At 62.3% G+C, this 14,844-nt stretch carries 11 protein-coding genes; 10 read left to right on the top strand and 1 reads right to left on the bottom strand.

Annotation, left to right across the window (positions count from 1 at the left end; translation table 11 throughout):
• Window positions 1–266: 266 nt before the first annotated feature.
• Window positions 267–1,076 (top strand): hypothetical protein, encoded by an 810-nt coding sequence (locus G5S37_RS07860; protein ID WP_165202456.1) that lies wholly within the window; start codon window positions 267–269, stop codon window positions 1,074–1,076.
• Window positions 1,077–1,506: 430 nt separating this feature from the next.
• Here the strand turns inward: G5S37_RS07860 and G5S37_RS07855 are convergent, their stop codons facing one another.
• Window positions 1,507–2,559 carry a LacI family DNA-binding transcriptional regulator gene (locus G5S37_RS07855; RefSeq protein ID WP_165202454.1) on the bottom strand — a complete coding sequence of 351 codons (1,053 nt, stop codon included), beginning with the start codon at window positions 2,557–2,559 and terminating at the stop codon, window positions 1,507–1,509.
• Between the two features lie 104 nt (window positions 2,560–2,663).
• Between G5S37_RS07855 and G5S37_RS07850 the strand changes: the two genes are divergently transcribed.
• The 9 genes from G5S37_RS07850 to G5S37_RS07810 all read left to right on the top strand — a co-directional run bounded on the left by G5S37_RS07850 (window position 2,664) and on the right by G5S37_RS07810 (window position 14,837).
• A complete protein-coding gene (locus G5S37_RS07850) occupies window positions 2,664–5,483 on the top strand; it encodes a sialidase family protein (RefSeq protein ID WP_165202452.1) in 2,820 nt (939 codons plus the stop codon).
• Window positions 5,484–5,522: 39 nt separating this feature from the next.
• A complete protein-coding gene (locus tag G5S37_RS07845) occupies window positions 5,523–7,664 on the top strand; it encodes an exo-alpha-sialidase (RefSeq protein ID WP_165202450.1) in 2,142 nt (713 codons plus the stop codon).
• Window positions 7,665–7,695: 31 nt separating this feature from the next.
• Window positions 7,696–8,865 (top strand): sialidase family protein, encoded by a 1,170-nt coding sequence (locus G5S37_RS07840; protein ID WP_165202448.1) that lies wholly within the window; start codon window positions 7,696–7,698, stop codon window positions 8,863–8,865.
• A gap of 247 nt (window positions 8,866–9,112) precedes the next feature.
• Window positions 9,113–10,066 (top strand): bile acid:sodium symporter family protein, encoded by a 954-nt coding sequence (locus G5S37_RS07835; RefSeq protein ID WP_165202446.1) that lies wholly within the window; start codon window positions 9,113–9,115, stop codon window positions 10,064–10,066.
• Window positions 10,067–10,083: 17 nt separating this feature from the next.
• Window positions 10,084–11,190 (top strand): phosphotransferase, encoded by a 1,107-nt coding sequence (locus G5S37_RS07830; RefSeq protein WP_165202444.1) that lies wholly within the window; start codon window positions 10,084–10,086, stop codon window positions 11,188–11,190.
• A complete protein-coding gene (locus G5S37_RS07825) occupies window positions 11,187–11,948 on the top strand; it encodes an aldolase/citrate lyase family protein (RefSeq protein ID WP_165202442.1) in 762 nt (253 codons plus the stop codon). The genes G5S37_RS07830 and G5S37_RS07825 overlap by 4 nt, the downstream gene beginning before the upstream one ends.
• Window positions 11,949–12,080: 132 nt before the next feature.
• A complete protein-coding gene (locus G5S37_RS07820) occupies window positions 12,081–12,401 on the top strand; it encodes a transposase (RefSeq protein ID WP_165200233.1) in 321 nt (106 codons plus the stop codon).
• Window positions 12,398–13,252 carry an IS3 family transposase gene (locus G5S37_RS07815; RefSeq protein ID WP_165200235.1) on the top strand — a complete coding sequence of 285 codons (855 nt, stop codon included), beginning with the start codon at window positions 12,398–12,400 and terminating at the stop codon, window positions 13,250–13,252. Before G5S37_RS07820 ends, G5S37_RS07815 begins: the two co-directional genes overlap by 4 nt.
• A gap of 283 nt (window positions 13,253–13,535) precedes the next feature.
• Window positions 13,536–14,837 carry an SGNH/GDSL hydrolase family protein gene (locus G5S37_RS07810; protein WP_165202440.1) on the top strand — a complete coding sequence of 434 codons (1,302 nt, stop codon included), beginning with the start codon at window positions 13,536–13,538 and terminating at the stop codon, window positions 14,835–14,837.
• Window positions 14,838–14,844 lie beyond the last annotated feature (7 nt).

Below are 14,844 nucleotides of genomic sequence, written 5' to 3'. Positions count from 1 at the left end.
GTCACGGGCTGCTGACAGACAGGTCAGGAGACCCGCCAACCACTGTCCGGTCAGGAGACCCGGCTTCCTGCCTATACATCGACTGAAGGAATAGCCGCAAAAAGCACAGAGATTGGGCAACAGGCATTCTGCGCGTCTCCGCCTCCTCTGCAACGAGACGTTGCCAGGTCACTGCATGTTGAGCGGCCGGTGACGTCAGGCCAGAGGCCTAACCTCCTTCATCTTCCGATGAAAGTTCGCCCCGAGTCCCCGCCGTATCCCAACCCGTGACTCCACTGTCCCAGCTGCTGGTGAAGAAGGCGATGACGTCGCGTCGCATCCTTCTCGCGAGCGTGTTGCTGTGTGGCATAGTGATGATGACGGCTGGTGGCGCCGAGATGCCACCTGAGGCGGCACCGGCATCACCCGCCACGGTCCCTGATGAGGACCTGCCACAGCCGCTGAAGAGCGACGCCTTCCAAGGGCTCCTCGCGAACTCTCCCTTCACCCGCTCGCTGGGCATTTCGGATTCCCTCATCCTCACGGGCGTAGCGCACATCAACAATGAAATGGTGGCCACGCTCCTGGATACCCAGACCATGGAATCCCACGTGGTCTCCAAGACGCCGAGCCGCGAGGGATGGCAGTTGATTGGCATCGGCGGTGACCCGGCCCAGATGCACACGTGGACGGCGAAGGTTCAAATGCAGGGCGGACAGATCACCGTGATTCGCTACCAGAAGCCGCCCCCCAGACCCGCACGCTCGTCGGGCACAGGCGGCAGCGGTGCTGGCAATGGCAATGGCAATGGCTCATCCGGTGGAGGCGGAGGCCCCGGCGGCAGCCCACGCCCGCTGAACACCGCTGAGGTCGAAGAGGCGAAAAAGGCCGCTGTGAACTACAAGGAAGGATTCACCTCCGATGGCTACCCGCGCCAGCCGCCCCCCGAGATGGTAGAGAAACTCTCCCGCCTGAGCGTGCAACAACGCGAGGACATCAACCGCCAGATGATTGGCATCCGCAATCAGGGCCTCGGTATGGAGGAGCGCAGGAAGATCTACGAAAACATGGTCGACCGGGCGAGTGGGCGGCGATGAGGTGAGGTGAAACGCAAAGCAGCGAAGCAGCAAAGGAATTGAAGGAGGTTAGGCGTCCCGCCTGACAGTGGGCGTTAGGCGTCTCGCCTGACCGCAACTCCACTCAGTTCATCGCCTCAGCTCCGATTGAAGGGATAGCCGCAAGAAAACGCAAAAAGACACAAAGGTCTAGATGGCAGGTGTTCACGCGTCCTGCGCGTCTTTGCCTCCTCTGCAACGAGACGCACCATTCCTCAACACATCGCCTACCCAGCGCCAAACCCTCTCACTCCTCTGCGTCCTTTGCCTCTCTGCCCTTTTGCGGTTAACCGGAAACGGCCTTGCGGTGTGATGAGCGAGTAGGTTAGCGGAGTTTCGGTCAGGCGAGACGCCTAACGCCCACTGTCAGGCGGGACGCCTAACCTCCTTCAACTTCTTTGCTGCCTTGCGTTTACCCTCGTACACTTCCACCCTCCATCCACGCGGGCGGTATCAGAATCTGCCGGGGCACCTCCGGCACGCCGCGCTCGTGTTGCAGGAGTTGCGTGGCCACCAGATCCACACCGGCTGCGGCGACTTCATCGCGCCGCTGGTAGATGCCCGCGAGTCCTTTCATGCGATGCGTCCAGTCATGCACCACGAGGCCGATGTCCTCCGGGATGCGCAGGCCGAGTTGTTTCAGCCAGTCGGGCACATAGGTGTCGAAAGAGATGAGCGCATCGGGCTTGTGCATCTTCATCCACTCCTTGAAGACGGAGGCACACTTGCGCAGGTCATTGTGCGGGAAAAGCAGGATGGGCACGCGAGCGCTCTTCGGCACGCCCTGCTGGAAGTGCAGCATGGCGCCGCTGTACGCGTGCTCCGCGCGGTCATCCACCCAACGGGTGACGGCGAGGCCGATGCGCTTGTACCCGCGCGCGGCAAGCTGTGCCGTGGCCATCTGCACGCCAAGCGTCATGTTTCCCGCGGCGCGATGCAATGATGGCTGCTTCAACCCGTAGCCGAAGGTCACGGCGGCAAAGGGTGAGTAATCAATCTGCGCGCACAGCATCTGCGAGGACTGCGGTGAGACGATCATGCCCTCAATGCCGCGTGCCTGCAGCACCGTGCCCAGACGTGCGGGCGTGATGCCATCCCGACCCAGCCAGAACTCCTCCGCATGGTAGCCGTGCTTCTCGGCTCGGCTGCGGATATCACCAATGGATACATACTGATATGCCGTATCATGCAGCGCATCCTGCGGTGCGCCCTCCCGCACCACGGCCAGCACGGCGCTCACACGCGGGGCCTTGCGGCTGCGCACCATGGTCATCATGCGCGCGAGGTGCGGGTCCGGCTGGTACTTCAGCGCCCGGGCGGCCTGCATCACCTTCTTCTTCGTCGCCTCCGCCACACGGGGTGAATTGCGCAACACGCGGGAAACCGTCATGGCGGACACGCCTGCTCGCGTGGCGATGTCTTGCAGGCTGACAGTGGCATTCACAGAGGGTCCGGCAGTGGCCATGGGATGTTACCATAACATGACATCAGCGTTCTTCTCAAGAAATTCGCCACGCACAATGCCGTAAACCACTCCACGCTCTCCTTTCCATTTCGCTCCGCACCGGCATGAAGACCTTCGCACGCCTCAGCTTCCACCTCCAGCTTCCTCTCCTCTGCCTCACGGCCTCCCTGCTGCCCCACGCGTCCACGCTGGTCGCCGCAGATGAGGACGACGGCCTCGCGGTGCCGAAGCGCATTCGCGACATGGCGATGGAGCCTTCCTTCATCAACACCAACCCCGGTCCCGAGTACTCCGATGAGCAGCGCGACTATGCCATGGTCATTGGCATGGACCGCACGCAGAAGGGCCGCCTCTGGGCCGCATGGGTCGCAGGTGGCGACAGTGACCTGGGCTACTTCGTCCTCGGCAGCAGCGATGACAACGGCGCCACCTGGTCCAAGCCACGCCTCGTCATCGACCCACCCGAGGCACCCACCGGCCTGCGCAAGCGCATTCTCGTGGGGAACCTGTGGACCGACCCCACGGGCAAGCTCTGGCTCTTCTACGACCAGTCGATGGGCTACTACGATGGCCGCGCCGGTGTGTGGGCCATCACGTGTGATAACCCTGATGCCGAAACTCCCATCTGGTCCAAGCCACGCCGCATCTGGCACGGGCTCACGCTGAACAAACCCCTCGTGCTGAAAAACGGCGAGTGGCTCCTGCCCATCTCCCTATGGGGCCGCGGCAATATCAATCCACCCGAACTGCGTGATGCCCACGCCGAGTTGGATGACATGCGCATGGCGCACCTCTTTGTTTCGAAGGACCAAGGCGCCACGTGGACCCGCCGTGGTGGTGTGGCCGTGCCGCAGACGCAGTTTGATGAGCACATGTTCGTGGAGCTCAATGATGGTCGCCTCTGGATGCTCGTGCGCACGAACTACGGCATCGCGGAGACCTTCTCCTCTGACCAGGGCGCGACGTGGAGTGAGCCGCAACCTTCCACGCTGCAGAATCCCAGCGCACGCTTCCACCTGCGGAAGCTCGCCTCCGGCCGCATCCTGCTGGTGAAGAATGGCCCGCTCAATGAGCGCACCGGCCGCACGCTCATGACCGCCTACCTCACCGAGGACGAGGGCAAGACATGGAAGGGTGGCCTGGTCATCGATGAGCGCAATGGTGTATCCTACCCTGATGGCTTCCAGGCTCCGGATGGCACAATCAATATCATCCACGACCGCGAGCGCGCGAAGGAGCGCGAAATTCTCATGGCCCGCTTCACGGAGGAGGACATCCTCGCAGGCAAGCTGGTGTCCCCCGGCTCGCAGACGAAGATGCTCGTGAGCAAGGCGCTCGGAACGACCATCGGTGAAGTCACCTACAACGGTCTGCGCAATCCCGGCGAGTGGCCGCCGAAGACGCAGGACCCGAAGTCCTTCGAACCCATGACCGTGCCGTGGCTGGAGGACAAGAACAAGCCGGACGTCATCCCCATCACCTTCGGTCGCCAGCTCTTCGTGGATGACTTCCTCATCGAGGAGACCAATCTGAAGCGCACCTACCACGAGGCGGAGAAGTATGAAGGCAATCCTGTCTTCAAGCCGGAGACGCCTTTCGAACTCGCGCCCACCGGTGCGGATGGGAATCAGCAGGCCGTGTGCTACCTCGGTCACGGCGGTGTGTTCTGGGAGCCGCAGGAGAATCTTTTCAAGATGTTCTACACCGCCGGATGGCGTGGTGGTCTGGCAGTTGCCACCAGCCCGGACCTTATCAACTGGACTCGTCCCGACCTGAAACTCGCCGGTGGCAATCTCCTCCTTCCTCCCGGTCGCAAGGCCGTGGGCGGTGACAACTCCGTGTGGCTCGACATCAACGCGAAGAATCCCAAGGAACGCATCAAGTACCTCACCGACCGCGGCCCGCACACGCTGCAGACTTCCGATGGCGTGAAGTGGTCTGACCCGGTGCCCATGGAGAAGTCCGCCGACTACTGCTCCATCTTCTACAATCCCTTCCGCCACGCGTGGGTGTACAGCATCAAGCAGGGTGGCCCGCATGGGCGCTCGCGCTATTACGCCGAGAGCCGTGACTTCATGAAGGGCGACTGGAAGAAGTCCGTGTACTGGACGAACGCGGACCGCCTGGATGAAGCAGACCCAAAGATTGGTGATGCACCCCAGCTCTACTCGCTCAATGCGGTGGCGTATGAGAGCATCCTGCTCGGCGAGTTCTACATCCACCTCGGCCCGGACAACAAGATTTGTGACGAGGGCAAGTTCCCCAAGATCACCGAGATCAAGCTGGGCTTCTCGCGAGATGGCTTCCACTGGCATCGCCCGGACCGCCGCGCCTTCATCGGCGCTTCGCAGAAGGACGGGACGTATGATCGCGGCTACATCCACGGCACCACGGGTGTGTGTGCGGTGATTGGTGACAAGCTCTACTTCCCCTTTACCGCCTACTCCGGAATCGCCCCGAATGGCGTGCGCGGCATGTACACGGGCGCCACGGTAGGTGTGGCTACACTGCGACGCGATGGCTTTGCTTCCATGGATGCGGGCGATGCACTCGGAAATCTCACAACGAAGAAGGTCGCCTTCAATGGACGGCACCTCTTTGTGAATACCGATGCCTGGGCATTGTCGGCAGATATTCTCGATGAAACGGGCAAGCCCATCCCGCCCTTCACCAGGGAAAACTGCGAACTGGTCAGACGAAGCCAGACTTGCGCTGAGCTGAAGTGGAAAGGCGCGGCGAACCTCGATGCCGTGCGCGGCAAGCCCGTGAAGTTCCACTTCGAACTCACCCGGGGCAGCCTCTACTCCTTCTGGGTCAGCCAGGATGGGTCCGGCGCGAGCCGTGGCTACGTCGGGGCGGGTGGCCCCGGATTCACCGGAAACACCGATACGGTGGGAGAAAAGGCTGTGCCTTCCGGGCGTTGATGAGGCAAAGTTTCGCCTTACTCAACCCCGGAAATTCCCATGATGCTGCCCACGTCCACATCACGAAGCCTTGCCCTCCTGCTTGCGAGCCTGAGCATGAGCCTGCTCAGCACTCCCGTGTTGCTTACCGCTGCGAATCCCGCGCTGGTGTTCCCCGCGAAAGTGCCCGCCACCATCGCGGAGGTGAATGCGCCGGTGTGGGTGGGGCGTCCGCCCACGGATGCTGGGTATGGCCTGGTGCGCCTGGTGAATGGCGAGATCCGTCACTATGATTATGGCGACCAGGTGAGCATCCTGCTGCATCACCAACCGGACCATCTGCCGAAGAACTACATCGTGAGCCTGGACAACGGCCTCACCTGGGACAGCAAGTCCGTGGCTCCGAATCACATGGCTGCGGATGCGCGCAGTCCGGTGACGAATGAATACGTGCGCCTCCTCTCGAAGGAGGACGGCGTGTATGCCATCCGCTCGAAGGGCGGCATGGATGCGCAGTGGACCATGCACCGCATCTGGGAAACGCCGGTGCGCAGTCCGGAGATTGGCCTCACGCGTCCTGCGGTGTTCATCCGCGAGGGGAAGCGCATCCTCGTGCCCTTCACCACCATGCGGCGCTTCGAGCCGGACTTCCTGAATCAGGTGGGTGCCATCTACTCGGATGACGAGGGCGCAACGTGGCAGCGCTCCAACCTTGTGTCCGCACCTCCGCACAAGCCCAATGGCCGCGACAAGTCCGTACGCTGGCAGAATGAAGGCTACGAGCCCACGTTTGTGGAGCTGAAGGACGGACGCGTGTGGATGATTTTCCGCACCTCGCAGGACACGCACTACGAGTCCTTCTCCGAGAATGGCGGCGCCACATGGAGCGAGCCGCAGCCCTCGGCCTTCTTCGGCACGCTCACCATGCCGACCATCAAGCGGCTGAGAAATGGAAATCTCCTCTTCCTCTGGAACAACACGACGCCCCTGCCCGAGTTCGTGAAGAACACCGCCACCGCACCCTATCTGGGTCGCGCCAATGACGGGCAGGGCGAGGACATGTTTAACAATCGCGATGTCATCCACGCCGCCATTTCGAGTGACGATGGAAAGACATGGCATGGCTTCCGTGAGCTCTATCTGAATCCCGCGCGCAATGACCGACGCTACGCCGAGACTGGCGGCATCGACCGCAGCGTGCATCAGTCGCAAGCCGTGGAGGTTGCCGAGGGTCGTGTGCTCGTGGCACTGGGCCAGCACTGGCTGCACCGCTCGCTGGTTCTCTTCAATCCTGCTTGGCTGGAGGAAAAGGAACGCAGCAACAACTTCGCGAATGCCCTCGAAGACTGGTCCGTGCAGGGCTTCCAGCGTGGCATTCGCGGCCATTGCGCGTTGAACCGCTTCGAGTCCTGCGCCCTCGTGCCGCATCCCGACAGCGCGGAGAAGCAGGCCCTGCTGGTGAAGCGCGTGGCGGATGGCAATGCGATGTACGCGAACGCAGGCGCCGTGTGGAACTTCCCCGCCGCACCCGCGGGCAGCTTTGAGGTCCGCTTGCGCCTCCAGGAAAAGTCCGCCGGTGCACGCCTCTCGCTCATCGACCGTTGGCTGAATCCCACCGACCCCAGCGCTCATACGCTGGCCATGGGCAGCCTGCAGATCAAAGGCGACGGCACGACGAATGTGGAAGGCGTGAAGCTCACCCCCGGCCAGTGGCACACCCTCACCTTCAAATGGGCTGAGTGCATCAAGGGCGCGAAGTGCGAGGTACTCATCGATGGCCAGCCCGCCACCGGCACGCTGAGCTTCTCCCGCGAATCCCGCCACGGCATCAGCTACGCGCATTTTCAATCCGCCGCGGATGAAGGTGACGAGGGCTTCCTCATCGAATCCGTGCGCGCCACCGTAACGCCTCCGCCTGCGCCACCTGCGACGGAGCCAGCACCGGCGCCCGCGACCACTCCTGCTCCTGCTCCTGCTGGTACTCCTTCACCGGCACCTGGAACAACGCCTGCCCCTGCACCCGCCCCGACCACGCCACCCGGTGGCACACCCGCGCCCACGCCAGCTCCGGCAGCTCCGACACCAGCACCTGCCACACAACCCGCTCCTGCACCGGCTGCGCCTCCCACGACGGCGCCTTCTTCTTCCCCGGCTCCCGCCCCCGCACCCAAGCCCGCCCCCGCTCCTTCCACCACCTCCTGAGAGAAGTCATCACACCCTATCCATCATCATCATGAAGCTGACGCGACGCCTCCTCCTCTCCCTCGCCCTGACCGGTGCCACCAGCGCCGGACTGTCCCTTTCCCACGCGGAAACCGTGGACTGGACCGCCCAGGCAGCGAAGGACGCCAAGGAGGACCGCAGCAGCCATCCGTATGATGGCATCAAGCCCAACAGCATGGTGTGTGATACCACCCTGCGCGAGCTGCCGGATGGGTCATGGGTGCTCTTCATTCTTGCCGGTGGTGACACCGAGCCTTCGCCGCTGAACTACACCGGCATCTCCCGCAGCACCGACCAGGGCAAAACGTGGACGCCACTGGAGGCCTTCAACGTCGGCTTCCCCCGCGAGGGCGATACCATGGGCCAGGGTCCCACAGAGGTCCTCGTCAACGGCAATCGCACCACGCTCTACTTCTCCACCCACGCGAAGCACTGGAACACAAACTGGCACTCGTGGTTCATCCACAGCGATGACGGTTGCAAGACCTGGAGCAAGCCCGAACCCCTGCCCGGTCGCCTTGCGCTGCGCACCTTCATCCGCCCCAGTATCATCACGAAGGACGGGCGCATCATGCTGCCCTTCCAGCATTACATCGGACCGGAAGCCGAGCAGGAGAAGCCGCCGCTGGAGCGAGCCTTCACGAACACGCGCAACGGCGTGCTCATCAGCAGCGACGGCGGCAAGACCTGGAGCGAGCACGGCAACATCCGCCTCACAGAAGACGACAAGTACTTCGGCTGGGCCGAACCGAGCATCGTGGAACTGAGCGATGGCCGAATCGCTATGGTCATCCGCGCCGACAAGCTCGGCGGCGTGCTCTACTACGCCGAGTCCAAGGACGGCGGCAAAACGTGGCCCGAGTTCGCCACGAAGACGGACATCCCCAATCCCGGCTCCAAGGCCAGCCTCTTCTCCCTCGGCGGCGACACCGTGGCCATGCTGCACAATCCGAATCCCACACACCGCAGCCCCCTCGCCCTGTGGATTAGCTTCGATGGCCTGAAGACCTGGCCCTACCAGCGCGTGCTCGTCCCCGAATCCAGCGACGGACCGAAGGGCCGCATCAACTATCCCGACGGCTTCGTGAGCAAGGACAAGCAGTGGCTGCATTTCGCCTACGATGACAACCGGCATCGGGCGGTGCATTACAGTGCGAAGCTGCCACCGCTGGGGAAATAGTTATGGGGCAGAGGTTATTCGTTATGAGTTAGGAGAAAGGTATACCCTGCCGCTCAGGCTCATCATCAGTCTCCGAAGTTCCTCTGCGTCTCTGCGTCTCTGTGTTGAAGCCACTGCACGCGATCACACCCATCACCGGCCTGCAACGTCCCACCGCCGGCCAGAGGCCAGCGCTCCCAGGGCCACCAAAGCCGCTTCAGCCGCCTCCCTTTTCTCTTTTCACTTATCCCTTTTCACTTCCTCCACCATGACCCGCTTCACCAACCTCTACCCCGTCTGGCTCGTGGGCGGAGCGCTGCTCTCGCTCTGGCGGCCTTCAGACTTCATGTGGTTCACCGGACCCTGGATTACCTGGGCGCTCACGCTCGTGATGCTCGGCATGGGCTTCACGCTCACCATTGAGGACTTCAAGCGCCTCTTCCGCATGCCCGGCTCGCTCACCTTGGGGTTCCTCGCGCACTACACCATCATGCCGCTTACGGGCTGGGGCCTCGCTCATCTGCTCGACTTGGAAAAAGGCTTCGCCGTGGGCCTCATCCTCGTCGCCTCGTGTCCCTCCGGCACCGCGTCGAATGTCATCAGCTACCTGGCGAAGGCGGATGTGGCACTCGCGGTTTCCGTCACGCTCACATCCACGCTGCTGGCCTTCATCGCCACGCCGCTGTGGTGCCAGTGGCTTGTGGGTCATCGCGTGCCGGTTGACGCATGGGGCCTGAGCCTTTCCACGATGCAGATCGTGGTGGCCCCCGTGCTCATCGGTGTGTTGAGTAATTGGCTCTTCCCCCGGCAGGTCGCAAAAATCTCGCGCTTCGGTCCTGTCGTTTCCGTCATCGCCCTGGTGCTCATCACGTGTGGCATCGTCTCCAACAACGCCGCTGCCGTCATGGCCAATGCCGGCAAGCTCCTCGTCGCCGCCGTGCTGCTGCATGTGCTCGGCTTCGTGCTGGGCTACGTCGTGGCCCGCGTGCTAGGCTACCCGGAACTGGTCGCCCGCACCGTTTCCATCGAGGTGGGCATGCAGAATGGCGGGCTCGCCGCCGCGCTGGCGAAAAAGAATTTCCCCATGGAGCCGCTGGCCGCCGTGCCTGCGGTCTTCAGCAGCGTGGTGCAGAATATCGTGGGCAGCCTCGCCGCCGCTTGGTGGAGGAGACACCCCGTCAACCCACAAGTTGTTGAAACTTCTTCAAAGCGGAGCTCCTGATGATCGTTAAAGCCACAGTGAAACGCTCTCCTCTGCTCTCCCATCCGCGCAGTCACATCCACTACTGGAAATGTGACCGCCCGGCTGCCTTCCACGGCACCCAGGAAACGCGGGACCACGCCGCCCTGGAGCAGCAGCTCCTGGACGTGCTGCGCCCGCACGCCATTGGGAAACACCTTTCCTTGGAGCCCACGGGCAGCCAGGGAAATCACGTCACCTGGCTGCTGAAGACGGAGGCCCGCAACTTCTTCATCCGCGTGGAGGACGGACCGGACCGGGACGACTACATCGAGGTGGAGTCCCGCGTGCTGCAGGAGGTGCGCTTCCTCGGCATCCGCGCCCCGCAGGTGTACATCGTGGATGCCACCCGCACCGACGTGCCTTTTGCCTGGCAGGTCATGGATCACATCCCCCACCCCGACCTCAATCACTGGGAGAAAGAGGGTGTGCTGGACCTGAGGCAGGCAGCCGCGTCCATCGGCGCCGCTGTGGCGAAGTGGCAGGCGCTGCAGCCCACGGGCTTCGGCCCCTTCAATCCCCAGGCGCTGCGGGATATCGATGACCTGGTGGGGTTCCACGACAAATACGCGGACTACTTCCTCATGCGGCTGGACCGCCACCTGCACTACCTCGTGGAGCAGGAGTTTCTCTCTCTGGATGAAGCGCGGGAGATTCGCAATGAAATCGAAAAACATGAGAAGCTGCTCGACCTGAAACAGGGCTGCCTGGTGCACAAGGACCTTGCCCTTTGGAACATCCTCGGCACCGAGACACAAATCGAAGCTTACATCGACTGGGATGATGCGGTCTCCGGCGATGCCATGGATGACCTGTCCCTGCTGGCCTGCTTTCACGAGGGAGACGTCATTGAGGCCGCGATGCTCGGCTACGCCTCCGTGCGCCCCCTGCCACCGGAGCATCGCCGCCGCTTCTGGCTGCACCTGCTGCGGAACATGCTCGTGAAGTCCGTCATCCGCGTGGGCGCAGGCTACTTCAAGCGCACGGATGGCTTTTTCCTCATCGGCTCCGGCAGCTCCGGGGCGGACCTGCGGACCTTCACGCGAGAACGACTGTTCCGCGCCTTGCATGGACTCCGGGAGGACCTAGAAGTCTCCCAACTATGAGCGACCCCTCCGCCGCCCACCGCACCCGTCTTGGCACCTGGCTTTCCATCGGCTCCCCTGTGATTGCCGAGCTCGCTGCGGGCGTAGGTTATGACTGGGTGCTCATGGATCTGGAGCACGGCTGCGAATCGGAAGCCGCCATCCCTTCGCAACTGCGCGCCCTGCGTGGCTCGATCACGTCAGCCATCGTGCGCGTCGGTGCGCCGCATCCCGACCTCATCGGTCGCGTGCTCGACTGGGGCGCCCGTGGCATCATGGTCCCGCATGTGAATGACGCCGAGGCCGCACAGGCCTGCGTAGAGGCCATGCACTACCCGCCCGTGGGAAAGCGCGGTATCTCCCGCTCCGCCCGCGTGTACGGCTACGGCTTGAATCTGCCCGAGGCCTCTCCACCCCCGCCCGTCTTCATGGCGCAGATTGAGACCATCGATGGCGTGGTGAACGCCGCCTCCATCGCCGCCGTGGAGGGTGTGGATGTCCTCTTCGTGGGACCCGCGGATTTGCAGTTCGACCTTCGCGCCCGTCCGAATGAAATCGCGGAAGGCTACGATGATTGCCTCAAGCACGTCGTCACCGTCGCCCACGCCGCCGGAAAAGAAGCCGGCATTCTCGTGCGCAAGGCCTCCGACCTGCCGGGCCTCCTTGAGATGGGCTTCACCTGCCTCGCCATGGATTCCGACCTCGCGTTGATTCGCAGTGGCATGCAGGCGGGCTTGGAGAAGGCGAGGAAAGCCGTGATCGGGCGACGGGGGGAGTGAACACTGGGCAGGGTTGCGTCAGGGCCATTCAACACAGAGTCACGGAGACACAAAGACACGGAGTTCATTTTAGGAAAATGGTAGATGTGAGGTGCGCTAATTTCTTGGACCACGGGATAAGAGACAAGCCGTATGAGTACCGTGACCCGAAAAAAGCGTTACAGCAGTGATTTTAAAACCCATGCCGTGGAGTTGGTCCGCATGGGCAAGAGTGTGTCCGAGGTGGCTGAAGAACTCGGCATTGGCACTGGCATCCTTTACCGTTGGACCCGGTCCCAAAGGCAGCCGGTGCAGCTCGTAGGCGCAGACCTCCGAGCCGGAGGCGAGGAGGGCGAAGCCAACGAGCTGCACCGGCTGCGGCGTGAAATCGCCAACCTGCGTCTGGAGAACGACATTTTAAAAAAGGCCGCTGTCATCCTGGGCACGCCACAACCGTCCAAACCCGCGAAATGATCCTGCAACTCCAGCGCCAGACCGGTGGGAGTGTGCGCAAGATCTGCGACGTCCTGGAGCTGCCCCGCAGCAGCTTTTACCATGTGGCGAAGTCTGCCTCCAGCCATGAGCAAGACGCTCGTCTGGGTGAACTCATCGAGGAGATCTTCAAACGCAACCGGCACCGCTATGGCTACCGCAGGATCCATGAGGAACTGCGCGACCATGGCATCGTGTGTGCACCCTCCAAGCTGCGCCGCATCCTCAAAACACGGGGCCTCAAGGCCATCCAACCCAAGAACTACCTGCCCAAAACCAGCGATGGCCGGGCAGACCGTCCCTCTGCCAATCTGTTGGCCCAGCAGCCTGTGCCGCAGAAGCCCGGCGAGGCCTGGGTCGCAGACATCACCTTCATTCCCACTACGGCAAACTGGCTCTATCTGGCCGTGGTCATGGATTTGGGCTCGCGTCGCATTGTGGGCTGGAGTCTGGCGTCACACATGCGTGCAGAACTCGTCGTCCACGCCTTGGAACAAGCCCTGCAAACCCATCCCAAAGCCAGCGGCATTGTCTTCCACAGCGACCGGGGCAGCCAGTATGGCAGCACGGCCTTCCGTTCCGTGCTCACGCGTGCCGGCCTGCGCCAGAGCATGTCGGGGCGAGCCAACCCCTATGACAATGCGTGGACAGAGTCCTTCATGGGTACCCTCAAGCGCGAGATGCTTCAAGGAGGCCGCTTTGAAGATCTCACCGATGCACGACTGGAACTCTTTGAGTACATCGAGGGCTACTACAACAACCAGCGCAAGCACTCCGCCATCGGTTACCTCACCCCCAATCAGTTTGAGACCCAATCCAGAAACCTAAACTAAGACACTCGCTGGTCCAAAAATGCGTTGCACCTCAATGGACGTTCTCCTGCGAATTCACTTCGTTGAACTGCACACCCTCATCTCAGTCTCCGAAGTTCCTCTGCGTCTCTGTGTTTGATTCGTCCTGCCGTCCTCACCCTTCGGGCCGCTTCGCGGTCGTCTCGCTCCGCTCGGCGCTGCGTTGAATCCCATGCAGCCTACCACACCCATCTCCCCACGTTTTACCACCTCGGTGAAATTCCCCGCCTCCCATCGCTGTATGATGTCTCCCACATCCCCTCCCATGACAACCCGCCTCCGACTCCGCCCCATCCTCCTCGCCGGCCTCCTTGCCGCCCTCTCACTCCCCGCCTTCAGTGAAACGAAGACAAGCACCGTGCCGCAAGGCGTAGGCATCAAGCTCCCGCCGAACACCAAGCTCGCCATCGTCGGTGACTCCATCACGGAGCAGAAGCAGTATTCCAAGTTCATCGAGGTCTACCTGCTCGCCAGCGCCGGACGTCCGGACATCAAGGTCTTCCAGTACGGCTGGAGCGGGGAGCGCGCGGGCGGATTCGCGGCGCGCATGGAGAATGACCTCTCCACCTTCCAGCCCACCGCCATGACCCTGTGCTACGGCATGAATGACGGCAGCTACGTGGCCTTCAATCCCGGCATCGGCAACGAGTACGAGAAGAACATGCGTGCCATCCTCACCACCGCGGCGAAGCTCGGCGTGACCGGCATCGTGGCAGGCTCCCCCGGCGCGGTGGATACCAAGTACTACGCGAGCAAGGCCACCGGCCCCGATATCTACAACGACAACCTCGCCCACCTGCGCGACATCGACGCGAAGCTCGCCGCCGAATACAAGACCGGCTTCGCCAATGTGCATGACGAGATGATCAACGCCATGACCAAGGCCAAGGCCACCCTCGGCGCGGATTACGATGTGTGCGGTCGCGATGGCGTGCACCCGAACTCCAACGGCCAGCTCCTCATGGCGCTCGCCTTCCTGAAGTCCCTCGGCGTGGATGGTAACATCGGCACCATCACCATCGACATGAAGGGCAACGCCACCGCCAGCGAAGGCCACAAGGTCCTGAGCAGCGCAAATGGCACCGCGGAACTCGAAAGCACCCGCTGGCCCTTCTGTTTCGAAGGCGATGCCAAGGGCGGCAGCCGCAGCATCCTTCCCTTCTGCGACTTCAACGAAAAGCTGAACCGCTACACTCTGCAGGTGAAGAACCTCTCCGCACCCAAGGCCAAGGTCACCTGGGGCAAGGAAACGAAGGAGTTCACCAAGGAACAACTCGCCTCCGGCATCAACCTCGCCGCTGAGTTCAGCAGCACGCCCTTCGACAGCGCCTTCTCCAAGTTCTCCGGAGCCGTGGGTACGAAGCAAGCCCTCGAAACCGTGATGATCAAAAACCTCATCACCCAGTTCCGCTCCTTCGCCAACGACGTGAAGGAAGACCCGGAATTCGGCACCGCGCTCGAACTGCTCAAAAAGAAGATGACCGTCAAGCAGCAGAACCTCGACACCGAAGCCCGCAAACTCCTCGTGCCCGTGAAGCACACGCTCAAGGTGGAAGAAGTGAAGTAAGCCGAGT

This window comes from Roseimicrobium sp. ORNL1, assembly GCF_011044495.1.
GTDB lineage: Bacteria > Verrucomicrobiota > Verrucomicrobiia > Verrucomicrobiales > Verrucomicrobiaceae > Roseimicrobium.
Note: the sequence above shows the minus strand (reverse complement) of the source record. Positions and strands in the feature narration are given on the sequence as shown.

Coding starts and splice junctions, on each gene's coding strand:
- G5S37_RS07855 (WP_165202454.1), bottom strand. CDS start 2,559: ATGGCCACTGCCGGACCCTCTGTGAATGCCACTGTCAGCCTGCAAGAC.
- G5S37_RS07850 (WP_165202452.1), top strand. CDS start 2,664: ATGAAGACCTTCGCACGCCTCAGCTTCCACCTCCAGCTTCCTCTCCTC.
- G5S37_RS07845 (WP_165202450.1), top strand. CDS start 5,523: ATGATGCTGCCCACGTCCACATCACGAAGCCTTGCCCTCCTGCTTGCG.
- G5S37_RS07840 (WP_165202448.1), top strand. CDS start 7,696: ATGAAGCTGACGCGACGCCTCCTCCTCTCCCTCGCCCTGACCGGTGCC.
- G5S37_RS07835 (WP_165202446.1), top strand. CDS start 9,113: ATGACCCGCTTCACCAACCTCTACCCCGTCTGGCTCGTGGGCGGAGCG.
- G5S37_RS07825 (WP_165202442.1), top strand. CDS start 11,187: ATGAGCGACCCCTCCGCCGCCCACCGCACCCGTCTTGGCACCTGGCTT.
- G5S37_RS07820 (WP_165200233.1), top strand. CDS start 12,081: ATGAGTACCGTGACCCGAAAAAAGCGTTACAGCAGTGATTTTAAAACC.
- G5S37_RS07815 (WP_165200235.1), top strand. CDS start 12,398: ATGATCCTGCAACTCCAGCGCCAGACCGGTGGGAGTGTGCGCAAGATC.
- G5S37_RS07810 (WP_165202440.1), top strand. CDS start 13,536: ATGACAACCCGCCTCCGACTCCGCCCCATCCTCCTCGCCGGCCTCCTT.